Source organism: Micromonospora sp. WMMD708, from assembly GCF_049315245.1.
GTDB lineage: Bacteria > Actinomycetota > Actinomycetes > Mycobacteriales > Micromonosporaceae > Micromonospora > Micromonospora wenchangensis.
In genome coordinates, this window is the sequence record NZ_CP186060.1 from 462,790 (window position 1) to 485,889 (window position 23,100).

General features: G+C 75.0%; 19 protein-coding genes and 1 pseudogene. 12 read left to right on the forward strand and 8 right to left on the reverse strand.

Going from position 1 to position 23,100, the window contains the following annotated elements; genetic code table 11:
- Window positions 1-115 precede the first annotated feature (115 nt).
- Window positions 116-1,246, forward strand: a complete 1,131-nt coding sequence (locus ACN260_RS02100; protein ID WP_422754493.1) for a glycerophosphodiester phosphodiesterase — start codon at window positions 116-118, stop codon at window positions 1,244-1,246.
- 133 nt (window positions 1,247-1,379) lie between these two features.
- Complete coding sequence (locus tag ACN260_RS02105) at window positions 1,380-1,613, forward strand: hypothetical protein (RefSeq protein WP_422754494.1); 234 nt, start codon at window positions 1,380-1,382, stop codon at window positions 1,611-1,613.
- A gap of 183 nt (window positions 1,614-1,796) precedes the next feature.
- Here ACN260_RS02105 and ACN260_RS02110 read toward each other — a convergent pair whose 3' ends face one another.
- Window positions 1,797-2,000 (reverse strand): hypothetical protein, encoded by a 204-nt coding sequence (locus ACN260_RS02110; protein WP_422754495.1) that lies wholly within the window; start codon window positions 1,998-2,000, stop codon window positions 1,797-1,799.
- 343 nt (window positions 2,001-2,343) lie between these two features.
- On the opposite strand from ACN260_RS02110, the gene ACN260_RS02115 reads away from it, so the two are divergent.
- Together ACN260_RS02115 and ACN260_RS02120 are read left to right on the forward strand one after the other, a co-directional pair.
- Window positions 2,344-4,617 (forward strand): DEAD/DEAH box helicase, encoded by a 2,274-nt coding sequence (locus ACN260_RS02115; protein ID WP_422754496.1) that lies wholly within the window; start codon window positions 2,344-2,346, stop codon window positions 4,615-4,617.
- A 136-nt stretch (window positions 4,618-4,753) separates the two neighbouring features.
- Window positions 4,754-5,920: a hypothetical protein gene (locus ACN260_RS02120; RefSeq protein WP_422754497.1), complete on the forward strand. Its 1,167-nt coding sequence runs from the start codon at window positions 4,754-4,756 to the stop codon at window positions 5,918-5,920.
- A 39-nt stretch (window positions 5,921-5,959) separates the two neighbouring features.
- Here the strand turns inward: ACN260_RS02120 and ACN260_RS02125 are convergent, their stop codons facing one another.
- The gene (locus ACN260_RS02125) at window positions 5,960-6,376 is read right to left on the reverse strand and encodes a helix-turn-helix domain-containing protein (RefSeq protein WP_091242216.1); all 417 of its coding nucleotides are present in this window, start codon (window positions 6,374-6,376) and stop codon (window positions 5,960-5,962) included.
- 219 nt (window positions 6,377-6,595) lie between these two features.
- On the opposite strand from ACN260_RS02125, the gene ACN260_RS02130 reads away from it, so the two are divergent.
- On the forward strand, window positions 6,596-7,033 hold the full coding sequence (locus tag ACN260_RS02130) for a hypothetical protein (RefSeq protein WP_422754498.1): 438 nt from the start codon (window positions 6,596-6,598) through the stop codon (window positions 7,031-7,033).
- Window positions 7,034-7,040: 7 nt separating this feature from the next.
- Here the strand turns inward: ACN260_RS02130 and ACN260_RS02135 are convergent, their stop codons facing one another.
- The 4 genes from ACN260_RS02135 to ACN260_RS02150 all read right to left on the reverse strand — a co-directional run bounded on the left by ACN260_RS02135 (window position 7,041) and on the right by ACN260_RS02150 (window position 11,387).
- Entirely contained in the window at window positions 7,041-8,231 is a 1,191-nt protein-coding gene (locus ACN260_RS02135; protein WP_422754499.1) for a class I SAM-dependent methyltransferase, read from the reverse strand.
- Between the two features lie 210 nt (window positions 8,232-8,441).
- Window positions 8,442-10,160: a DEAD/DEAH box helicase gene (locus ACN260_RS02140; RefSeq protein ID WP_422754500.1), complete on the reverse strand. Its 1,719-nt coding sequence runs from the start codon at window positions 10,158-10,160 to the stop codon at window positions 8,442-8,444.
- A gap of 294 nt (window positions 10,161-10,454) precedes the next feature.
- A complete protein-coding gene (locus ACN260_RS02145; protein ID WP_088644741.1) occupies window positions 10,455-10,682 on the reverse strand; it encodes a DUF3107 domain-containing protein in 228 nt (75 codons plus the stop codon).
- 66 nt (window positions 10,683-10,748) lie between these two features.
- Complete coding sequence (locus tag ACN260_RS02150; protein ID WP_422754501.1) at window positions 10,749-11,387, reverse strand: TetR/AcrR family transcriptional regulator; 639 nt, start codon at window positions 11,385-11,387, stop codon at window positions 10,749-10,751.
- A 149-nt stretch (window positions 11,388-11,536) separates the two neighbouring features.
- On the opposite strand from ACN260_RS02150, the gene ACN260_RS02155 reads away from it, so the two are divergent.
- The 6 genes and pseudogenes from ACN260_RS02155 to ACN260_RS02180 form a co-directional block, all read left to right on the forward strand.
- Window positions 11,537-14,743, forward strand: a complete 3,207-nt coding sequence (locus ACN260_RS02155; protein ID WP_422754502.1) for a hypothetical protein — start codon at window positions 11,537-11,539, stop codon at window positions 14,741-14,743.
- A gap of 46 nt (window positions 14,744-14,789) precedes the next feature.
- The gene (locus ACN260_RS02160) at window positions 14,790-15,827 is read left to right on the forward strand and encodes an alpha/beta fold hydrolase (RefSeq protein WP_422754503.1); all 1,038 of its coding nucleotides are present in this window, start codon (window positions 14,790-14,792) and stop codon (window positions 15,825-15,827) included.
- A 5-nt stretch (window positions 15,828-15,832) separates the two neighbouring features.
- Window positions 15,833-16,897, forward strand: coding sequence for a DUF3152 domain-containing protein (locus tag ACN260_RS02165; protein ID WP_422754504.1), 1,065 nt, complete (start codon window positions 15,833-15,835; stop codon window positions 16,895-16,897).
- Between the two features lie 121 nt (window positions 16,898-17,018).
- Window positions 17,019-17,939 (forward strand): DUF3152 domain-containing protein, encoded by a 921-nt coding sequence (locus ACN260_RS02170; protein WP_422754505.1) that lies wholly within the window; start codon window positions 17,019-17,021, stop codon window positions 17,937-17,939.
- A 111-nt stretch (window positions 17,940-18,050) separates the two neighbouring features.
- Window positions 18,051-19,232, forward strand: coding sequence for an adenylyltransferase/sulfurtransferase MoeZ (gene moeZ / locus ACN260_RS02175; RefSeq protein ID WP_204924813.1), 1,182 nt, complete (start codon window positions 18,051-18,053; stop codon window positions 19,230-19,232).
- A 93-nt stretch (window positions 19,233-19,325) separates the two neighbouring features.
- Window positions 19,326-20,144 (forward strand): annotated as a pseudogene (locus tag ACN260_RS02180) (hypothetical protein); the annotation flags it as partial.
- A gap of 169 nt (window positions 20,145-20,313) precedes the next feature.
- On the opposite strand, the gene ACN260_RS02185 reads toward ACN260_RS02180, so the two are convergent.
- Both ACN260_RS02185 and proB read right to left on the reverse strand, forming a co-directional pair.
- Window positions 20,314-21,555 (reverse strand): glutamate-5-semialdehyde dehydrogenase, encoded by a 1,242-nt coding sequence (locus ACN260_RS02185; protein WP_422754506.1) that lies wholly within the window; start codon window positions 21,553-21,555, stop codon window positions 20,314-20,316.
- Between the two features lie 49 nt (window positions 21,556-21,604).
- Complete coding sequence (proB, locus tag ACN260_RS02190) at window positions 21,605-22,762, reverse strand: glutamate 5-kinase (protein WP_422754507.1); 1,158 nt, start codon at window positions 22,760-22,762, stop codon at window positions 21,605-21,607.
- A gap of 13 nt (window positions 22,763-22,775) precedes the next feature.
- Here proB and ACN260_RS02195 point away from each other — a divergent pair, with 13 nt between their 5' ends.
- Window positions 22,776-23,090 carry an MGMT family protein gene (locus ACN260_RS02195; protein WP_145921789.1) on the forward strand — a complete coding sequence of 105 codons (315 nt, stop codon included), beginning with the start codon at window positions 22,776-22,778 and terminating at the stop codon, window positions 23,088-23,090.
- Window positions 23,091-23,100: the final 10 nt, after the last annotated feature.

Below are 23,100 nucleotides of genomic sequence, written 5' to 3' on the forward strand. Positions count from 1 at the left end.
TCACCTGGCGGCCAGGCGACGGGCAACTGGCGGTCAGCCACGCCCGGTCTGCTGTGAGCGCCCGTTGGGGCGTACCGGCGTCCGGCCGGGTGCCCATACGACCAAGGAGACCGCGTTGCGACGTACCCTTTCCGCTCTCGGTGTGGCCGGCGCGCTGCTCGCCGTGGCCGTCGCCGTCCCGGTGGCCGTTCCCGGCGCCGCCTCGGCCCGCGAGGACGACGCGGACCGCGCCGACCGGGCCACCCACCGGCCCCTGGTGATCGCCCACCGGGGGGCCAGCGGCTACCGCCCGGAACACACCCTGGAGGCGTACCGGCTGGCGATCCGGATGGGCGCCGACTACATCGAACCCGACCTGGTCTCGACCCGGGACCGGGTGCTGGTCGCCCGGCACGAGAACGAGATCTCCGGTACGACCGACGTGGCCGCCCGCCCGGAGTTCGCCGGCCGCAAGGCCACCAAGACCATCGACGGGGTGCCGGTCACCGGCTGGTTCACCGAGGACTTCACCCTGGCCGAGCTGAAGACGCTGCGGGCCAAGGAGCGGCTGCCCCAGGTGCGGGTGGCGAACACCGCGTTCGACGGCCGGTTCGCGGTGCCCACCTTCCAGGAGGTGCTGGACCTGGCCCGCGCCGAGTCGAAGGCACGGGGCCGCACCATCGGCGTCTACCCGGAGACCAAGCACCCCACCTACTTCGCCTCGATCGGGCTGCCGCTGGAGGAGCCGCTGGTCACGGTGCTGCGCCGCAACAAGCTGACCCACCGCGACGACCCGGTGTTCATCCAGTCCTTCGAGACCGCCAACCTGCGCACGCTCGACCGCATGATCGACGTGCCGCTGGTCCAGCTCCTCGACGCCACCGGCCGGCCGTACGACTTCACCGCCGCCGGTGACCCGCGCACCTACCAGGACCTGGCCACCGCCGCCGGCCTGCGCGGCATCGCCCGGTACGCCGACGGGGTCGGGCTGAACAAGAACCTGATCGTCCCCCGGGACGCCACCGGCCGGCTGCTCGCCCCGACCACGGTGGTCCGCGACGCGCACCGGCACAAGCTGCTGGTGCACGCCTGGACGTTCCGCGCCGAGAACCAGTTCCTCCCGGTCGACTTCCGGATCGGCGCCGACCCGAACGCCCGGGGCGACATCACCGCCGAGTACGAACTCTTCCTCGGCCTCGGCCTGGACGGCGTCTTCGCCGACCAGCCCGACACCGCCGTCGCCGCCCGCGCCGGCCTCGGTGTTTGATCCGGCTTGATCCGGGCTGTGTCGCGCTTGATCCGCGCTCTGTCGCCGAGGTAGCGGTGTCCCCTCGCCCGGACACCGCTACCTCGGCCCACAGGAGTCGATCGAGACGGCGGCCGGCACCTACAGTCGGGGCATGGGGGTCGACGGGTTGGCACCGGTAGGAGGCACCGGTCGGGTACGCGCCGTCTACCTGGTGGGCGTGATCGTCCGGGGCGTGCGGAACAGCACCGACCTCCAGGCCGAGTGCCGGCTCGCCGCGATGAACCAGTCGTTGGGTGTCCCCACGGTCTTCCTGCCCGCCCAGCCCGAACTGGCGGCGATGTCGTCGACCGTCGTACGCGCGCTCGGGAAGCCGCTGCCGCGATAGCCCGGCTCACCGGGCGGTCAGGCGCTTGATCCGCGCTATGTCGCCGATGTTGCGGTATTCCTTCGCCCGGACACCGCAACATCGGCCCAGGAGGGGGTGGAGGTACCCCGGGTCTCGGGCGGGTGAGCGCGGCGACCGGGGTCGGGACGTGGATCAGTCGCCGTCGGCCCGCCGGGAGTCCGGTCACAGACCTCCGCCCCCGGTGCTGCGGAGGTTGCTGCCGTCCGTCGGGTTCCGGTGGTCGTCCAGGCGGCGGCGGGCCTGCTCCGATGCCGCCAGGTCACGTACCTGCCGGTCCCCGTCGGTCACCGGCCGGCGGCCACGACGCCACCATGTCACGGCTGCGAGGGCCACGAGTACGACGATGATGATGATGAGCCAACGCATTCCTGCCTCCAGAGGGTGATGAATGTGCCACTCAGGGTGGAACCCCGGGTCAAGGGTCACCGACGAGGGGCGTGGGTCCGCACGCTTGCCGGGTGCGCCGCTCCGGCGGCCGGCGATGCGTGTACGCCGGGTTGCCGTGCGCCGGGCTGCCGTGGGGCAGGTCAGCGCGTCGCGGGCTCGACGACGCAGGTGCCCCGGCCCAGCGGACCGGTGATCAGCCCTCCCACCCGTCCGCCCCGATGATCAAGAGGTTTGCGTCGTCCTGGGCGCGGATCATGACGTGAACCTCTTGATCAACTGCACGGAGCGTCGGGGTGCCCGGCCGGGGTGGTAGGAATGCCGGGTGAGTGGGGATCGGGCGACGGTGCGGGATCGGGCCGAGGGGGTGCTGCGGCGGCTGGCCGGCGAGCACGCCCGGCTGCGTGAGGACCAGTGGCGGGCCATCGAGGCGCTGGTGGTCGACCGGCGGCGGGTGCTGTGCGTGCAGCGCACCGGGTGGGGCAAGTCGGCGGTCTACTTCGTGGCCACCGCACTGCTGCGCGAGCGCGGCGAGCACGGGCCGACGGTCATCGTCTCGCCGCTGCTGGCGTTGATGCGCAACCAGGTGGAGGCGGCGGCCCGCGCCGGCATCCGGGCCCGCACCATCAACTCGGCCAACCTTGACGAGTGGGACGAGATCACCGCCGAGATCCACGCCGGGGCGGTGGACGTGCTGCTGATCAGCCCCGAGCGGCTCAACAACCCCGACTTCCGCGACGCCGTCCTGCCGCGGCTGGCCGCCACCACCGGGCTGCTGGTGGTCGACGAGGCGCACTGCGTCTCCGACTGGGGGCACGACTTCCGGCCCGACTACCGCCGGCTGCGTACCTTCCTGGGTAACCTGCCGGAGCGGACCCCGGTGCTCGCCACCACCGCCACCGCCAACGAGCGGGTGACCCGGGACGTCGCCGAGCAGCTCGGCACCGAATCCACCCCACCCACCGCCGACGGCCACGCACCCCGCGCCGCACCCCCCGCCGACCGCGCCGGATCGCCCGCCGGACCTCGCGCCGACGGCAGCGCGTCGACCGCCGATCCTGCCGCATCGCCCGCCGACGCCGGTGGACGACGGGCCGACGTGCTGGTACTGCGGGGCACCCTGGACCGGGAGTCGCTGCGGCTGGGCGTGCTCGACCTGCCCAGCCCGGCGCACCGGCTGGCCTGGCTCGCCGACCACCTGGAGGCGCTCCCCGGCTCGGGGATCATCTACACGCTCACCGTGGCGGCGGCCACCGAGACCGCCGAGTTCCTGCGCGGGCGCGGCTGGTCGGTGGCCTCCTACACCGGCCAGGCCGAGGACGCCGACCGCCGCGCCGCCGAACAGGACCTGCTCGACAACAAGATCAAGGCGCTGGTGGCGACCAGTGCGCTCGGGATGGGCTTCGACAAGCCCGACCTCGGTTTCGTGGTGCACCTGGGTGCGCCGCCCTCGCCGATCGCCTACTACCAGCAGGTCGGCCGTGCCGGTCGGGCCGTCGAACACGCCGAGGTGCTGCTGCTGCCCGGGGTCGAGGATGCCGCGATCTGGCGCTACTTCGCCTCGCTCGCCTTCCCGCCCGAGGACCAGGTGCGCGCCGTGCTGGCCGCCCTGCACACCGACCGGCCGCTCTCCACCCAGGCCCTGGAACCCCTCGTCGACCTGCGCCGGACCCGCCTCGAACTGATGCTCAAGGTGCTCGACGTCGACGGTGCGGTCCGCCGGGTGCGCGGGGGCTGGCTCGCCACCGGCGAACCCTGGACCTACGACGAGGCCCGGTTGCGCCGCGTCGCCGAGGCACGCACCGCCGAGCAGCAGGCCATGCGCGAGTACGCCACGACGCCCGGCTGCCGGATGCGGTACCTGCGGGACTGCCTCGACGACACCGGGGCGGACGACTGCGGCCGGTGTGACCGCTGCGCCGCGCCCCTGTTCACCGCCGAGGTGTCAGGCCCCGCGTTGACCGCCGCGCAGTCCTTCCTCGGCCGCCCCGGGGTGCAGATCGCCCCCAAGAAGCTCTGGCCGACCGGCCTCGACGCGGTCGGCGTACCGCTGAAGGGGCGGATTCCGCCGACGGAGCAGGCGCTGGCCGGTCGGGCCGTGGGGCGGCTGTCCGACCTGGGCTGGGGTGGTCGGCTGCGTGGCCTGGTCGGCCCCGGCACGGCCGACGGCCCGGTGCCCGACGACGTGGCGGCGGCCGTGGTGGAGGTGCTGAAAGCCTGGGCCCACGGCGACGACCCGTGGCCGCGCCGCCCGGCCGGGGTGGTCGCGGTCGGCTCCCGCAGCCACCCGACCCTGGTCGCGTCGCTCGCCGAGCGGATCGCCACGGTCGGTCGGCTGCCCCTGCTCGGCCTGGTCACCCCCGCCGGCCCGGCCGGGGGTGGCGGGCCGCGTGGCAACAGCGCCCAGCGGGTACGCGCCCTGCACGACGCCTTTACCGTCACCGACGAGACTGCCGGCGCGCTGGCCGCGCTGGACGGCCCGGTGCTGCTCGTCGACGACCTGGTCGACTCCGGCTGGACGATGACGATGGCGGCCCGCCTGCTGCGCCGGGCCGGCGCCCCCGACGTCCTCCCGCTGGCCCTCGCCGTCGCCGGCTGACCCCGGGCCCGGGTCGCGGCCGACATCGGCGGTGGACGGGACGGGCGGAAAGTTCCCCGGCCGGCCGTGATGCGACCGCCGCCACGGTGTCCGGCCGTCGCTCCGGTGCCGCCGGGGTCGACGGTACGGTGAGCGGATGGCCGACCAGCGATCCGTCACCCGGCCCGCCGGCCCGGCAGGTAGCGGCGGACCGGTCACCGACCAGGACACCGTGGAACCGGTGGACCGGGGCACCGACGCGGGCCCCGCGCAGCCGGCGGACCGGCAGGGCCGGGACGGCGTCGCGGGCGTCGCGTACCTGGCGGACCGGCAGGAGCCGGGCGGCGCGGAACCCGGCGGGTGGGCGCTGTCCGCCGGTGGGAGTGCGGCCGGGGACGGGGCGTCGACGACCGGTCCGGACCGGGCCACGCTGCGGTTGGCTCTGGTGGTGGGCGGCCTGGTGCTCGCCGTCCTGCTCGGTTTCGGGCTCGGCCGGGTCAACGGGCGACCGACCGACCCTCCGGCGGCGACCGCCGCGACCGCCGTCGGCGAGCACACCCACGCTCCGGGCACCGGCGCGCACCAGCACGACGGCACCGGCACCGACTCCTCCGGCGACGCGGCCACCGGCCTGTCCGTCAGCTCCGGCGGTTACACGCTCGTCCCGTCGGGCGGGGAGTTCGCCGCCGGGCGGGCCGGTGAACTGCGGTTCCAGATCCGCGACGCGCAGCGCCGCCCGGTCACCCGGTTCGCGGTCGTGCACGACAAGCCGATGCACCTGGTGGTGGTACGCCGCGACCTCACCGGATTCCAGCACCTGCACCCGACGATGGCCGCCGACGGCACCTGGTCGGTCCCGCTGACCCTGCCGCAGCCGGGCGTCTGGCGGGCGTACACGGATTTCACGGCGGTCGCCGACGACGGCCGGCAGACCCCGGCGACACTGGGCGTGGACCTGGTCGCCCCCGGGGAGTACGCGCCCCGCCCGCTGCCCGCCCCGGCCACCCGGGCCACGGTCGACGGGTTCACCGTCGACTACGAGGGCACCCCGCAGGTGGGTGCGGCCGTACCGTTCCGGTTCACGGCCCGGGACCCGGCGGGACGACCCGCCGCCCTGGAGCGCTACCTCGGCGCGTACGGGCATCTGGTCGCCCTCCGCGAGGGGGACCTGGGCTACCTGCACGTGCACCCGGGCCCCGGGCCGACCACCGATACGGTGACGTTCTGGCTGACCGCGCCCGGCCCCGGCAACTACCGGATGTACCTGGACTTCCAGGTGGCGGGCGTGGTGCGTGCCGCCGAGTTCACCCTGACCGTCCGCTGAGAGCAGCGGCCCGGAGCCGGCCGGATCGACGGCGGGGTGTCAGCCGGCGCGGCGGACCGGGCGGCGGGCCAGGTAGCGCAGCAGGTCGCGGATGTGGTGCTTCTCCTCGGCGGGCACCGTCGGATCGGCCAGCCGGTCGAGGATCACCCGGACGTCCGCCTCCACCGGCCCGTCGTCGGCGCGGCGGCGGGGGGTGGGCCCCGAGTCGGGCAGGCCGAGCGCCCGGAAGGCCGCCGCGACCGGCAGGTCGAGGGCGGCGCAGAAACCACGCACCTTGGCCAGCTCGGGATAGTCCTGCCAGTCACCGGCGAGCCAGCGGAAGACGGTGGACCGACCGACACCGGTGTGGGCAGCGAGGTCGCTCACCGTCCAACCCCGCTCGTCACGGGCGTCGTCGATGGCCCGCCGCACGAAGCGGGCGAACGCCATCTGGGGTGAAACCTCTGTCGAACCCATGCCTGGAGATCGTCCTCTTCGGGTGGGAGCCGGGGTGTCCGGTACGCCCTCCGAGGGTAGTACGACGGCGGTCCGGTGCAATTCCCCGTACCGGTCATCCGAGTGCCCGTACGACATCCACAGGCGGCGACGGCGCAGGTCGTGACACAGCGTCAGTTGCCGTCGGTCAATTGAACCCGGCGGGTCCGTCCACCCGGCGGGCATCCGGTGAGGAGGAGCATGGCCGAGTCCGACCGTCCGGTGCCGCACCGCCCGGGTGCGGTCAGCGTCTTCTTCGTCGTCAAGGCGGCCGTGTTCGCCCTCGGTTTCTGGAGCTGGCTGCTGGTGCTGGTGGTCACCGGTGAAGCGGTGACCGGGGCGCACGTGTTGGCCGCCGCCGGTGCCGTCACCACCACCCTGGTGGGGGTGCTGCTCGGGGTCCGGCTGGCCCTGCAACGCAGCGCCGCCGCCCGGCACGCCGAACTCAAACGGCTCCTGGTCGACATCTCCTGGAACGCGTTCGCCGCCGCCGGCAACGCCGAGCTGTCCGGCACCGTGGTGCCGTTCCCCACCGCGCCCGGCGACGACGAGCGGGGGCCGCGTCAGCGGATCTCCTCGATCGTCGACCGGGGGCCGGGGGAGCGCCCCGGCGGCCGCAGCGGCGACCGGCGGCGCTGAGCCCGGTTCAGCGCGGCGGGTTGGCCGGCCCGTCGTTCCGAACGGCGTCCCCGGGCGGGTCGGCCAGCAGCGTGGCCAGGCGGGGGGTCACCTGCCACTGGTCGACCAGTTGCCGGTACTCGGCCGCCTGCGGGTCGCCGCCGCCGGTGCCGTTCCGGCGGGCCCGGATCAGCAGGTTCCGGGGGGTGTGCCGGGAGTCGACGAACTCGACCACCTCGGCCCGGTAGCCGTACGACCGCAGCAGACCGGCCCGCAGCGCGTCGGTGAGCACGTCGGCGAAGCGTTCGCGCAGGATGCCCTGCCGGGTCAGCAGCTCGTACGGCGTCGGAGCCGGCCGGGCGCGCAGCTGCGCCGCCAGGTCGTGGTGGCAGCACGGTGCGGCGAGGATCCACCGCGCGTTCCAGCGCACCGCGCGGGCCAGCGCCTCGTCGGTGGCGGTGTCGCAGGCGTGCAGGGCGAGCACCAGGTCGGGGGCGGGTTCCACCACCGCGTCGGCGATCGTCCCGGCCACGAAGGTGACCCGGTCGGCCCAGCCGAGGCGTTCGGCCAGCTCGCTGTTGCGCTGCCGTTGGTCCTCCCGCACGTCCACCCCGACCAGTTCCACGTCGAGCCCGCGGGCGGTCAGGTAGCGGTGGGCGGCGAAGGTCAGGTAGGCGTTGCCGCAGCCCAGGTCGACCACGCGCAGCCGCCCGGTGAGATCGTCGGGCAGGGTGGCGGCCAGCGCCCGCAGGAAGGCGTCCACCTGCCGGCGTTTGGCGGCGTTGCCGCCGATCTCGGCGAAGATCGGGTCGCCCGGGTCGAGCAGGTACTCCTTGGCCCGGTCGTGGCCGTCCGCCGGGGCGGCCGGCCGGCTGGCCGCCGCCCGGTGCACCTGCGCCTCGCCGGACTTGGTCACCCGGAGTTGGAGGGTCGCCCCGGCGGTCTCCACGTGCCAGTTGCCGAAGGGCTCGGCGAGCAGCGCGTCGACCGCTGCGCCGGCCTCCGCGCCGGGTGCCACGTTCCGGGTGTACGGCCGTGCGCCGTCGGATGTGGAGATCTGCAACCGGGGGCCGGCCTTGAGGACGACCGGGCGGAGTTCGGCCCGTACCACCGAGGGGCGCCGGCCCCGGCGTCGGCCGGCGGCGACGGCACGGGTCAGGGCGGGGTCGAGCAGCAACGCCCGGACCTCGGTCAGGGCGGCGTCCAACGGTTCCGGCATGGTCACATCATCCTTTCCACCCCGGCGGCTGCCGCTCCCGGCCCGCCCGGCATGGACCGGCCACCGGTGCATGCCGCCTCCGGACGCGCTCCGGCAGGGGTGCGGGCCCACGGTCAGGGGCTGGGGCCGCCGGGGCGACGTGCCCACCGGCGCAGACGGGACATCCCCCGGACCGTCGGACGGCCGGGGGATGTCGTCGGTGCTGTCTGGTCAGTCGGCGGTGGCCTCGGCCGGCGCGTCCGCGCCGGAGCCGCCCCCACCGCGCCGCCGACGGCGGCGACGCGGCCGGCCCGGCTCACCCTCGGTTGCCGCACCGGCGGCGACGGAGGGCCCGCCGGTCGGGCCGGCGGCGGTGTCGGTGGACCCGGCGGTGGTCACCGTGGTCGACTCGCCCCCGACCACCTCGCCGGCCCGGCGACGACGCCGGCTGCGTGGGGTACGGGTGCCCTCCTCGGCGGCCTCCACGGGCGTTCCGGTGGCGTCCGGCGCGTCGGAGTCGGGGCGACCCCGACGCCGCTCACCGCGCCCGCCGCCCCGACCGCTGCTCTCGCCGCGTCCCCGGCCCTCGCCGCGCCGGCCGCCCCGGCCGCCGCTCTCGCCCCGGCGGGACCGGCCGCCCAGGTCCTCCTCGACCTCGGCGGAGAGCCCGGCGCGGGTCCGCTCGGCGGTCGGCAGGGTACCGGTCATCTCGGGGGAGATGTCCAGGTCGGTGTAGAGGTGCGGGGAGGTGTGGTAGGTCTCCGGCGGCTCAGGCATGTCGAGCCCGAGTGTCTTGTCGATGATCCGCCACCGGGGCATGTCGTCCCAGTCGACGAAGGTGACCGCGACCCCGGTCGCCCCGGCCCGGCCGGTACGACCGATCCGGTGGGTGTAGGTGTCCTGGTCCTCGGGGCAGTCGTAGTTGATGACGTGGGTGACGCCGCTGACGTCGATGCCCCGGGCGGCCACGTCGGTGGCGACCAGGGTGTCGATCTTGCCGGCCCGGAACGCGCGCAGCGCCCGCTCCCGCGCGCCCTGGCCCAGGTCGCCGTGCACCGCGGCCACCGCGAAGCCCCGGAAGTCGAGGTCCTCGGCGACCCGGTCGGCGGCCCGCTTGGTACGGGTGAAGATCATGGTCAGCCCGCGCCCCTCGGCCTGGAGGATCCGCGCCACGATCTCGATCTTGTTCATCGAGTGGGTGCGGTACGCCAGCTGCCGGGTCTGCGGGGACGGGCCGGTCTCGGCGGTATGCCCGGCGTGGATCGTCACCGGCCGGCGCAGGAACCGCCGGGAGAGGGTGACGATCGGGTCCGGCATGGTCGCCGAGAAGAGCATGGTCTGCCGGTCCTCCGGCAGCATCGCCAGGATCTTCTCGACGTCGTCGAGGAAGCCCAGGTCGAGCATCCGGTCGGCCTCGTCGAGCACCAGCGCGCGGACCCGGTCCAGCCGCAGGTGCTTCTGCTTCTGCAGGTCCATCAGCCGGCCCGGGGTGCCGACCAGGATCTCCACGCCCTTGCGCAGCGCGTCGATCTGCGGCTCGTACGCCACCCCGCCGTAGATCGGCAGCACCCGGACGCCCCGGGTACGCCCGGCGGCGGCGAGGTCCTTGGCGACCTGGATGCCCAACTCGCGGGTGGGTACGACGACCAGGGCCTGCGGCACGCCGTCGCTGCCCTCGGCCGGGGCGAAGACCCGCTCCAGCAGCGGGACGCCGAAACCGAGGGTCTTGCCGGTGCCGGTGGGGGCCTGGCCGATCAGGTCGGTGCCGCGCAGGGCGATCGGCAGCGCGTACTCCTGGATCGCGAAGGCGCGGGTGATGCCCGCCGCAGCCAGGGCCTCGACGGTCTCGGGTCGCGCGCCGAGCGCGGCGAACGTGGGGGCCTCCGGGCGTACCGGTGCGGTGGGGGCCAGTTCCTGGCCCTCCAGTTGGTCGAGAATCTGTTCGCTCATCTGGATCTGGGGGTGCCCTCTCGTGGTGCGCCCCGTGGTGTCCTCAGGGCGCGGTCGGTATGGCGTGGGCCGCGCGATCGACGGCGGAAAATCGCCGTGTCAGACCGGGCCGCACGCGCGCCGTGGGCAGGACTTCGATCAGATCGGCGCCCACGGCAACTACCTCATCCTACCCGAGCGGGTGGGTACACGCCCCTGACCTGGATGGCCGGCTTTTCGGCAGGGGTGATAAATGTGACCCGCGTCACCGGGTCGCCCTGCGGCGGGCAGCGCCCGCCGCAGGGTCGGACCGGTTCAGCGAACGGTGAAACCGACCGCGCGGGCGGACGCCTCGGCGATCTCGACGTAGGCGACCTTGGTGACCGGCACGATGACCCGTCGACCCTTCTCGTCGGTCAGGGAGAGCGTCCCCTCCGCCTTGGCGAAGGCGTCGGTCACGATCTGCTCGATCTCGGCCGGCGACTGCGCGCTCTCCAGAACCAGCTCGCGCGGCGCGTACTGCACGCCGATCTTGACCTCCACGTGTGCCTCCTCAGGTGGGCGAGATAGCCGCCGATCGGAAGGCTATCCGATCTCGGAGCCGGATGTTCAGGCCGACTCACCCTGGAGCGGGAAGCTCGCGATGCCCCGCCATGACAGGGCGGCGACCAGCGCCTCCGCCTCGGCCTTCGGCACCTGCCGGCCGCCGGCCAGCCAGAACTGGGCGGCGGTCTCGGCCGCGCCGACCAGGCCGGAGGCGAGCAGTTCGGCGTGCGACCGGCTGACCCCGGTGTCCGAGATGATGGTGTCGGTGATCGCCGCGATGCAGCCCTGCTCCACCCGCTCGACCCGCTGTCGCACGGCCGGGTCGTTGCGCAGGTCGGATTCGAAGACGAGCCGGAACGCCTCGCTCTCGTGGTCGACGAAGTCGAAGTAGGCCCGCACCGACGCGCCGACCCGCTCCTTGTTGTCGTTGGTGCCGCGCATCGCGTCGTGCACCTTGGCGACGATGGCGTCACAGTGCGTGTCGAGCAGCGCCAGATACAGATCCATCTTTCCCGGGAAGTGCTGGTACAGCACCGGCTTGGAAACCCCGGCCCGCTCGGCGATGTCGTCCATGGCGGCGGCGTGGTACCCCTGCGCCACGAACACCTCCTGAGCCGCCGCGAGTAGCTGCTTACGGCGTGCTGAACGGGGCAGCCGGGTGGGCCGGCCGGCAGTCTGCGCACCGTTCCCCACAGCGGTCATGGGAACCTCCGAGTTTCGTCATTCCAGCCGGCACTTTTACCCCGTACCGGTCAGGGCACTCACCCCGGCCCCGGAATTGGCCCGCCGCTGTAACTTATCGCCACTGTCACCACACGGTAGCCTCAGCGGGGGCGACCAAGGAGCGCGCGGTGAGTGAATCAGGGCAACCCGGTGCCGCCACCCCGGGAGAGCACGGCGACGGGACGGGTCAGCAGGACGACCTGGCCCGTTCCGTCAGTGGGTGGGCACCTACGACCGGGTGGTCCGGCGGCGGCGACGCCCCGGGTTACCGGGAGGCCGGGTCGCCGTGGAACCGACCCGACCCCGCCGGCGGCTGGGGCGGCCAGCCGGCACGGCACGGTGATCTACCTGCGCCGTTCGCCACCCCGCCGGCCGACGAGGAGACACCCCGCAACGGTCGGGCCCACCGCAATGGTCACGACTCGGCACCGGATTTCCCGGCCCCGCTGCGTCGCCCGGTGAGCGCCCCGCCCGGCGGGCCGGGTCACCCCGTGGTCGATCCCCGCGTCACCGACGGTGACCGGCTGGTCGTGCCGGCCCCCCGGCCGGCGTCCCCGCCCGACCCGGAGGCCGCGCGGCACACCGCCGACGACCCCGCCGCACCCCGGCCGGCCCACCGGTCCGCAGGCGACCTGCCCACCTCGGCCCCACCCGCGGTGCAGGTCCCCCCGGTGGGCACCGCCGCCTCAGGCTTCGAGGTGCCCCCCGGCTTCCATGCCCCCGAGCGGGGCGGGACCGGCGCCGCCCCGGCCGACGACCCCCGCGACCGCTTCGCCGGGCCGGACGGACCACGCGGGACCGGCCGTCCCGAACCCCTCGCCGGCACCGGGCCGCCCGGGACCGACCCCCGGGGCACCGGTGCGCGCGGCACCGAGCACCGGGGCGGGGAGCCGACGCCCGACGAGCGTCGGACGACCGCCGGGCCGGACGAGCCGGACTGGTCCGGACCGAGCTGGAACCGGCCGAGCTGGGGCGGGACCTGGGCCCCCTCCTGGTCGCGGGACGAGGAACCCCCGGCCGGCCGACGGACCCGCGCCGAACGCGCGGCGGAGTGGTCGGCCGAGGCCGCCCGCCCGTACGAGCCGGTGCGTGCCGAGCCCGCCCGGCCGTACCAGCCGGTGCGTGCCGAGCCCGCCCGGCCGTACGAGCCGGTGCGCACCGAGGTGCCCCGCCCGTACGAGCTGACCCGGACCGAACCGGCCACCCCGCCGGCCCTGCCGGAGCCCACCGTCGAGCGGTCCGGTCGGGAACGGTCGGGCGTCGATCGGGTCGCCCCGGGGCGACCCGGTGTCGACAACCCTGAGCGCGCCTGGTCCGGGCACACCGGGGAACACCCCCTGCCGAACCTGGACGAGCGCGCCGACCGGCCGGAACGGCACGGGCCCACCGACCGCTCCGAGCACGACCGGCCCGGCCCGGACCGGTCCGAGCGGGGCACCCGGCCGGAGCGGGACTGGTCCGACCCGGCCGGGCGGGACTGGTCCGACCCGGCCGGGCGGGACTGGTCCGATCGGTCCGGGCGGGACTGGTCCGAGCCGGCCGGGCGGGACTGGTCCGCTCCCGGCGAGCGGGACCGGTCGCCCGTCGAGCCGTCCGCGCCGCAACGGTTGCACCCCGCCGACCGGCCCGGCTGGTCGACGGGAGGGCCCGCCGAGACACCCCCCGCACTCCGGGACGTGCCGGCCGGACCGCCGCCCCTGCCCCGGGACGAGCCCGCCGGTCGGGACGAGCCGGGTGGTGCCGTGCCGCCCCCGATCCGCGACGAGCCCACCGTCCTGCGGGACGAGCGGGCCGCCACGCTGCCCGCCGCCGTCCGCGCCGACCAGCCGTTCCGGCTTCCGCGCGACGAACCGTCGCTCCGGCCGGCGACCTCCCCGGGTGGCCGTACCGACCAGCCGTTCCGACTCCGGTCGGTGCCGACCGAGCCGGCCGCCCCCACCGACCTGCCCGGCCACCCGCCGGAGCCCGCCTCCACGGCCGGTGCCCCCGCCACGAGCGGGCCACGCCGCCTGGACCAGATCCCCTCCGCGCCCGCCCCGACGAGCGCGCCCCCCTACGCGGCCCGCCGATCCGCGCCCGACCCGCTGACCACGACCGAGCCGGTGGTGGACGGACGGAGACCGGACCGGGGCACGGCGGTGCTGCCGCAGCGCGTCCCCGCCGAACCGGACGTGCCCGTCGTGCCGGAGCCGCCAGCCGTGGAGCCCCCCGCCGAGACCCCGGAACTCGCCCGGATCGCCACCCACCTGCGCCGCGACGACGAGCCCGCGCCGCTGCGGGAACGTCCCGAGGGCTTCGACGTCAACGCGATCCTGGACGCCGTCCGTGAGGTGGCCGGGGTCCGCGACGCGGCGCTGCGGCGTACCCCGGCCGGGGCGCACAGCCTGCGGCTCGACCTGTCCGACGGGGCCGACCCGGCGGAGGTGAGCCGGCTGGTGGCCCGCCTGCTCCAGGAGCGGATGGGTCTCGCCGCCGCACCGCAGAGCCTGTCCGGTGAACCGAGCGCCGCGGTGCCACCGCCGATGCGCCGCCGTACCGGTGAACCCCGTGTCGTCGAGCCGACCGCCGGGGTGTCGAGCCCGGCAGGGGAGCGGTCGGCCGGCGATCCGGCCCGGTCGGCGGCGGAGCCACCGGCCGCCCGGCCCGGTGCGGAGCGACCGGCCGCCGGGGTACGCGCCGACGCGGCGACCGGCGGCACGGCACGCGACGTCGAGGACCCGCCGGCCGAGCAGTCACCGACGGTGTCCGGGGTGCCCCGGCGACGCCGGCAGTCGACCCCGCACCGGGGACGGGCCAGCGTGGAGGAGACCCTTCCGGGCGCGCTGCCGCCCACCGGCAGCCCGGCGACGCTCAACGCGTCGTACTCGGGCGGGCAGATGACCACGACGGAGACCGCGCCCTCGCGACCGCTGGACACCGGCGGCGTGCCGGGGCCCCGGGTGGTCATCGACCACGTCCAGGTGAGCACCTTCGGCCTGGACGCCAACGTCGAGGTACGCCTGCTCACCGCCGGTGAGCCGGCCTCCGGGCATGCCACCGGCCCGGCCGTGGACGGGTACGTCCTGCGGCTGTGCGCGGTGGCCGCCGCCGCTGCGGTCGACGAGTTGCTGCGGCACGCCGAGCGCACCGCGGAACGGGGGCGGTGCTTCGTCGAGCACGCCGCCGTGGTGCCGTTCGGCAACTGCGAGGTGGCGACCGTGGTGGTGCTGCTGGTCTGCGACGGCTGGGTGGAGCAGCTGGCCGGCTCGGCGCTGGTCTCCGGGGACCCGCGCCAGGCGGTGGTGCGGGCGACCCTGGCGGCGGTCAACCGTCGGCTGGAGGCGTTGCTCGCCTGACCGGCCACATTGTCGGTACGGGGCCGGAACGGGAACACTTGCCGGTATGAAACGCGCCGCCCTCTGGCCCGAGGAGCACCTGCCCCCGCACCGGCTGCCCCCGCCCTGGCCGGGTCGGCCGGTACGTCTCGACGGCACGGTCACCTACGTCCGGGACACCCCGGCCACCGGCCCGGACGCGGAACCGGCGCTGTACGTGCACGGGCTGGGTGGTTCGTCGCAGAACTGGACGGACCTCGCCGGCCTGCTCGCCGGCCGGCTCGACGGGCAGGCGATCGACCTGCCGGGCTTCGGGCGCAGTGAGCCGGGGCTGCGGTACACGATCCCGGCCTTCGCCGACCGGGTGGTGCGCTGGATCGAGCACTCCGGCCGGGGCCCGGTGCACCTGTTCGGCAACTCGCTGGGCGGCGCCGTCTCGGTGTACGTCGCCGGTCGCCGGCCGGACCTGGTGCGAACCCTGACGCTGATCTCCCCGGCGCTGCCGTTTTTGAACTTCGGCCGCTCGTTGCAGGGGCGGATGCTGCCGCTGCTGGCCATTCCGCGTGGGGAGCGGCTGGCCGCCTGGCGGCTCGCCCAGCTCGCCCCGGAGGTGATGGCCCAGCAGGCGATGGAGGCGTGCGTGGCCGACCTGAGCCGGATCAGCGAGCAGCGCCGGCAGGAGGCGTTGGAGGAGATCCGGGTCCGCTACGACGCGCCCCACTACGCCGCCGCGTACGTGCGTACGTTCCGTGGGCTGGTCGCCAGCTTCCTGCGGTCGTACCTGCCGGGGCCGGAGTCGCTGTGGCGGATCGCCGCCGGCATCGCAGCGCCCACGCTGGTGGTCGGAGGGATGAAGGACCGGCTGGTGGACGTCCGGGTGGCCCCGCAGACCGCCCGGGTCATCCCGGACAGCCGGCTGATGATGCTCGCCGACGTCGGGCACGTGGCCCAGTTGGAGGTGCCGCGTACGGTGGCCCGCGCCGTGCTGCACCTGCTCGCCGAGTCGACGCCGGGCCCGTCGCCGCAGCGTCCCGTGGCCCTGCCCGGTGATGACGCGCCGGGGTCCGGTGATGACGGATGGTGGCGTCCCGGCGTGGCATCCTGAGCCGGATGTCTGCGCTCCCCTCCCGTGGCCCGCGTCCGATCCGGTTCCCGCAGCCGGCGTCCGGCACCGTCCGGTGGCGTCCGATGGCGCTGGTGCTCCTGCTGCTGGTGACCTCCGGCGGGCTGGCCGTCGCCACCCCGCCGCCGGCTGCCGGCCGACCGGTCGCCGGTCCGCCGACGACACCGGCCGGCCCGAACGACGTCGGCCACCCGCGGGGAACCGGTTACGCGGCGGGCCCGGCCGGCGTGCCCGGCGTACCCGCGTCCGGTGTCACCCCCGGACCGCCCGGTGCCGCCGGGTCGTTCGGTGACGGGGCGGCGTTCGGTGCGGGCAGGCCGTTCGGTGGTGGCGGGCCGGTCGTCGGGGCCGGGCCGGTCGGTGCGCCGGGCGGGGTCGGGTCGGCCGGGCCGGTGCCCACGTCGGCGTCGGCCGGTGCCGTGGTCCCGGCGGCGACCGTGCCGCCGTCGGCGCTGTCCGGTCCGGTGCCGGTGGCCGGCCGGGGTACGTTCCGCTACGACGACCGGGACGGGTCGACGCTCGGCCGCTCGGGTGGACTGCAGCGCTACCGGGTGGCCGTGGAGGACGGCTCCGGCGAGGACGTCCGGGAATTCTCCGACCAGGTGCAGGCGGCCCTGGCCGGGCCGGGGAGCTGGGTGGACGGCGGCCGGTTGCGGCTGCGCCGGGTGCCGGGGAACGCGCCGTCCGACTTCACGGTGCTGCTGGCGACCCGCGGCACGGCGGGGCGGCTGTGCCGGGCCGGGGGTGTGGACATCCGGGTCGGTGGTGTGCCCTACACGTCGTGCCGCGCGCCGGGGAAGGTGATCATCAACCTGGACCGGTGGCGGACGTCGGTGCCGCACTTCGTCCGGGCCGGGGTGCCGCTGCCGGTCTACCGGACGTACGTGGTGAACCACGAGGTGGGCCACCAGTTGGGCCACCGCCACGAGGGGTGCCCGGGGGCGGGTCGACCGGCGCCGGTGATGCAGCAGCAGTCGTTGTTCCTGCGGGGCTGCACGGCGAACCCGTGGCCGTACCGCGACGGCCGCCGGTATGCCGGCCCGGCGCTCTGAACTCCAGGGCGGGTGTCCGGCCGGTTGCCGGCTGACGGGCGGTTACCGGATAAGTGAAACATGTTCTCGTAGATTGCGGCAATAGCGGGTTTATGCCCGATTAGTCTGCCATGCTGGCCGGGTGAGCACCGAGTCCGCCGAGCGCCCGGAGCCGCTGGCCGCCGGCCGGCCCGACCAGCGTCACGCCGAGCCGTACCGGGCCCGCCCGCGGCACGTCGACCCGCGGTCGGCATGGTGGCATGGCGAGCCGGGCGTCGGGCCGCGCCGCAGCCGCCGGATGCGCCGTCGGCGACGGCGGGCCGCCCTGCTCGGCCTGGCCCTGCTCGGCGCGGGTGTGGGCGGGTTCGTCACCCTCCAGCCGGAGCGCGACCCGGGCAGCCCCGAGCAGGTCGCCGGCCGGGTGGCCGACGGGGCCGGCGGTGGTCGGCTGCCCGACGGGGTACGCGAGGAGCGCACCACCGTGGCCTATCCGCACAGCGGACCCGGCCGCTTCACCGCCGCCGAGGGCCGCTCCGAGGTGTACGGCTTCGACGGCCCGCTGCACCGCTACCGGATCGAGGTGGAGCAGGACACCGGGCAGGACGTGGACGCGTTCGCCGCCGCCGTGGACGCCACGCTCGGCGATCCGAACAGCTGGATCCGCTCCGGCGAGCTGCGCTTCCAGCGGGTGCCGGAGGCCGCCGCCGCCGACTTCACCATCTATCTCGCCACCCCCGCCACCTCGGAGCGGATGTGCGCCGAGGGCGGGCTGGACACCGAGGGCTACACCTCCTGCCGGCTGCCCGGCCGGGTGGTCATCAACCTGGCCCGCTGGATGGAGGCGGTGCCGGACTACGGCGCACCCCTGTCGGTCTACCGGACGTACGTGGTGAACCACGAGGTGGGGCACGAACTCGGCGAGGAACACCAGGCCTGCCCCGGCCACGGCGAGCCGGCCCCGGTGATGCAGCAGCAGACGTACGGCCTGGACGGCTGCGTGGCGAACGCCTGGCCGTACGTCGACGGCTCGCTCTACTCCGGCGATCTCGTACCCGGCAGTTGAGATATTCCCGCTCCCGTATGTCGGACGGGGTGTCACTGCTCATGGCCGAAGGGTGGTCGTCCGAGCAACAATGGCCCGGTTCGCCATCAGCCGATCACCGGGGAGTCCACCGTGTCGTTGCCCCCGCTCGTCGAACCCGCCGCCGAGCTGACCGTTGACGAGATCCGTCGCTACTCCCGTCACCTGATCATCCCCGATGTGGGGGTCGAGGGGCAGAAGCGGTTGAAGAACGCCCGGGTGCTCTGTGTGGGTGCCGGTGGCCTCGGTTCGCCGGCCCTGATGTACCTGGCCGCCGCCGGGGTCGGGACGCTCGGCATCATCGACTTCGACACCGTCGACGAGTCCAACCTCCAGCGCCAGATCATCCACGGCGTCTCCGACATCGGCCGGTCCAAGGCCGAGTCCGCCGCCGCGTCGATCCGCGAGATCAACCCGCTGGTCCAGGTGGAGATCCACAACACCGCCCTGGACCGGGAGAACGTCCGGGAGATCTTCGCCCAGTACGACCTGATCGTCGACGGCACCGACAACTTCGCCACCCGCTACATGGTCAACGACGCGGCGGTGCTGCTCGGCAAGCCGTACGTCTGGGGGTCGATCTACCGGTTCGACGGCCAGGCGTCGGTGTTCTGGGCCGAGCACGGCCCCTGTTACCGCTGCCTCTACCCGGAGCCCCCGCCGCCCGGCATGGTGCCGTCCTGCGCCGAGGGTGGTGTGCTCGGCGTGCTCTGCGCGTCGATCGGGTCGATCCAGGTCAACGAGGCGATCAAGCTGCTCGCCGGGATCGGCGAGCCGCTGGTCGGCCGGCTGATGGTCTACGATGCCCTGGAGATGAGCTACCGCAAGATCAAGGTCCGGAAGGACCCGAACTGCGTGCTCTGCGGGGAGAACCCCACGGTCACCGACCTGCTGGAGGACTACGAGGACTTCTGCGGCGCGGTCTCCGAGGCCGCCCAGGAGGCGATCGTCGACGCGACCATCACCGCCACCGAGCTCAAGGAGTGGCAGGACGCCGGCAAGGACATCTTCCTGGTCGACGTCCGGGAGCCCGCCGAGTACGAGATCGTCCGCATCCCCGGCTCCACCCTGATCCCCAAGGGCGAGATCATCTCGGGCGAGGCGCTGGCCAAGCTCCCGCAGGACAAGCAGGTCGTGCTGCACTGCAAGTCCGGGGTCCGCTCCGCCGAGGCGCTCGCCGCGCTCAAGGCGGCCGGGTTCCGCGACGCGGTGCACGTCCAGGGCGGGGTGCTCTCCTGGATCAAGCAGATCGATCCCTCGCTGCCGGCGTACTGACCCGGGCCAGGGGCCGGGGGCGGTGCCGAACCGTCCCCGGCCCCGACCGATTCCCCGAGGCGGGATCGCGTTCGCGCCGGTAGCGTCAGCACTGTGGTGGACTTGGATGCCGCGGTCGGCTTCGTCGTGGCGCACGGCGACGCGGTGGACCGCGCCCGGCTGTCCCGGCTGCGTACCGGTGCGCCCGTACCCCCCGACCTGCTCGACGCGGCCGAGGTCGGGCAGACCCCCGACGGCGGTTGGCCGGCCCTGCTCGGCGGTGACGTGCCGTCCATCGACGCCACCTGCTTCCGCCTCGCCGAGCTGGACGACCTCGGCGCGCTCGGCCGGCCGGCGGCCCGGCACGCCCTGGACTGGCTGGCCGCCCGGCAACTGCCCGACGGCGGCTGGGACGAGGACCCGAGGCTGGCCGGCAGCGCCCCCGAGTGGGCCACCCCGGGCGACCCGGAGGCCCGGCTCTACCTCTCCGCCAACGCCGCCTTCTGGCTCAGCGTCGCCGGTCGGGACGCCCGCGCCGCCGGCCCGCTTGACCACCGCGTCGGTGGCGCGTACGCCGGGGTGGTGCAGGCGGCGGCGCAGGCCCTGGCCGGTCAGCTCGCCCCGGACGGCAGCTGGCCGTCGTTCCTGGCCGCCGGCTGGTTGAGCGCGGCCGTGCTGCACCGCCAGCAGCTCTACTACGAGTCGGCCCGGATCCAGGCGGTGCTGGCCGAGCGCATCCCGAAGCTCTCCCCGGCCGACGTGGCCGCGTTGGCCGCCACGCTGCGCCGGGTCGAGGTGGGCGAGGAGCAGTGGGTGCTGGTGTCGGCCCGCCGACGGCTCGCCGAGACCCAACGCAGCGACGGCGGCTGGGACAGCGACGACGGCCACCAGTTCGACGTGCACACCACGCTCACCGCGATCCGCGCCTGCCGGCCGATCGGCCCGGTCCTCCCGCCCGGCTCCCCGATCGCCCCGATGGGCTCGCCGGTGACGCCACCCGGCTCGCCTGTCGTGCGCCGGTCCCGGCCGGCCCCGCCGCCGACCGACGACGAGCCCGGCACCTGGTGACCCGCGGGTCCGCAGCCTCCGGTCCCCGGGCGGCTCAGCGCAGGTGACCGTCGCCGGTCACCACGTACTTGGTGGAGGTCAGCTCCGGCAGCCCCATCGGGCCCCGGGCGTGCAGCTTCTGGGTGGAGATGCCGATCTCCGCGCCGAAACCGAACTCGCCGCCGTCGGTGAACCGGGTGGAGGCGTTGACCATCACCGCCGCCGCGTCCACCCGGGCCACGAACTCCCGGGCGGCGGCCTGCGAGTCGGTGACGATCGCCTCGGTGTGCCCGGTGCCGTAGCGGCGGATGTGCGCGACCGCCGCGTCGAGCGAGTCGACCACGGCGACGGAGATGTCGGCCGAGAGGTACTCGGTGGCGAAGTCCTCGTCGGTGGCGGCCACCACGGCAGGGGAGTACGCGGCGACCTCGGGTGAGCCGTGCACGGTCACCCCGGCCTCGGCGAACGCGGCCAGCACCGCCGGCAGGAACGCGTCGGCGACCTCGGCGTGCACCAGCAGCGACTCGGCGGTGTTGCAGGTGGACAGGCGCTGGGTCTTGGCGTTCAGGGTGATCGCGACGGCCTTGGCGAGGTCGGCGGCGGCGTCCACGTACACGTGGCAGTTGCCCACCCCGGTCTCGATCACCGGCACCGTCGACTCCTCGACCACGGTGCGGATCAGCGACGCGCCGCCGCGCGGGATCAGCACGTCGACCAGGCCCCGGGCCCGCATCAGCTCCTTGACCGAGTCGCGGGAGCCGGCGTCGAGCAACTGCACCGCGTCGGCCGGCAGGCCCGCCCCGGCGACCGCGTCGCGCAGCACCGCCACCAGCGCCGCGTTGGAGTGCGCCGCCGACGACGACCCGCGCAGCAGCGCCGCGTTGCCGGATTTCAGGCAGATGCCGGCGGCGTCCACCGTCACGTTCGGCCGGGCCTCGTAGATGATCCCGACCACCCCGAACGGCACCCGCACCTGCCGCAGCTCCAGCCCGTTGGGCAGGGTCGAACCCCGGACCACCTCGCCCACCGGGTCGGGCAGCGCGGCCATCTGGCGCAACGCGTCGGCGATGCCGGCTACCCGGTCCGCGTCGAGCGCGAGCCGGTCCAGCACGGCCGCGCTCAGCCCGGCCTCCCGCCCGGCCGCCAGGTCCGCCGCGTTCGCGGCAAGGATCTCCGGCGTACGCGCGACCAGCGCGTCTGCCATCGCGTGCAGCGCGGCATCCTTGACCGTACGGGTGGCCACGGCGAGGGCCTCCGCCGCGTCCCGGGCCCGCCGGGCCTGCTCGACGACGCTCATTGGGTACTCCTTCGGATCTTCCGGAAGCGCCCGCGCGGGACGCCTGACGTCACAGCAGAACCAGGTCGTCGCGGTGGACGACCTCACGTTCGTACGCCGGGCCGAGCGCCGCGGCGAGTTCCCCGGTGGACCGGCCGAGCAGGCCGGGCAACTCCACCGCGTCGTAGTTGACCAGGCCCCGGGCCACCGACGCGCCGTCGACGTCGACCAGGTCCACCGGGTCGCCGGCGGTGAAGGTGCCGTCCACGGCGGTGATCCCGGCCGGCAGCAGCGACTTGCGCCGGCCCACCACGGCCTGCACCGCGCCCGGGTCCAGGTGCAGCCGGCCCCGGGGTGCGGTGGCGTGCGCCAGCCAGAACAGCCGGGCCGCCGGGCGTCGTCGGGCCGGGTGGAAGAACGTGCCCACCGGTTCCCCGACCAGTGCGTCGCCGGCCAGCGGAGCGGCGGTCAGCACCACCGGGATGCCGAAGCCGGTGGCGATCCGGGCCGCCTCGACCTTGGTGACCATGCCGCCGGTGCCGACCCCGGCCCGGCCGGCCCCGCCGATGTCGACGCCGGCCAGGTCGGCCTCGCCGCGTACCTCGGTGATCCGGGTGCTGCCGGCGCGGGTCGGGTTGCCCGTCCAGAGCGCGTCGACGTCGGAGAGCAGCACCAGCAGGTCGGCGTCGACCAGGGCGGCGACCAGGGCGGCCAGCCGGTCGTTGTCGCCGAACCGGATCTCCTCGGTGGCGACCGTGTCGTTCTCGTTGACGATCGGCACCGCCCGCAGGTCGAGCAGCTTGCGCAGGGTCCGGTACGCGTTGCGGTAGTGCGCCCGCCGGGTCACGTCGTCGACGGTGAGCAGGACCTGCCCGACGGTGAGCCGGTGCCTGGCGAAGCCGGCCGCGTACCTGCCGATCAGCAGGCCCTGGCCGACGCTGGCGGCGGCCTGCTGGGTGGCCAGGTCGCGCGGGCGGCGGGGGAGCCCGAGCGGGGCGAGCCCGGCGGCGATCGCCCCGGAGGAGACCAGCACCACCTCGCGGCCGGCGGCGGCGAGCGAGGCGAGGGCGTCGACCAGGGTGTCGACCCGGGCGTCGTCCAGGCCGCCGGTCGCGGTGGTCAGCGAGGACGAACCGATCTTGACGACGATCCGTCGGGCCTGGGTGACTGCTTCGCGCACCCGCCCATTCTGCGCGGTCGGTGCCGGCGGACCCCGTCGCGTTCCCATATCCTGGCCGGTCGTGACGCCTGAGGAGTATGTGGAGGCGGTGCTCGCGCTGGTCGAGCGGATCCCGCCGGGCCGGGTGATGTCCTACGGGGCGATCGCCGACGCGCTGGCCGAGCGCTCCGGGCGGGCCTCGGCCCGGCTGGTCGGCTCGATCATGGCCCGGCACGGTGGCGGGGTGCCCTGGCACCGGGTGGTGAACGCGGCGGGCCGGCTGCCACCCGGGCACGAGGCGCGGGCGCGGGCCCTGCTGCGGGCCGAGGGCTGCCCGCTGCGCGGGGCCGGGGTGGATCTGGATGCCGCCAAATGGTGGCCGGATGAGGGGCGGTGACCCGGCGGTA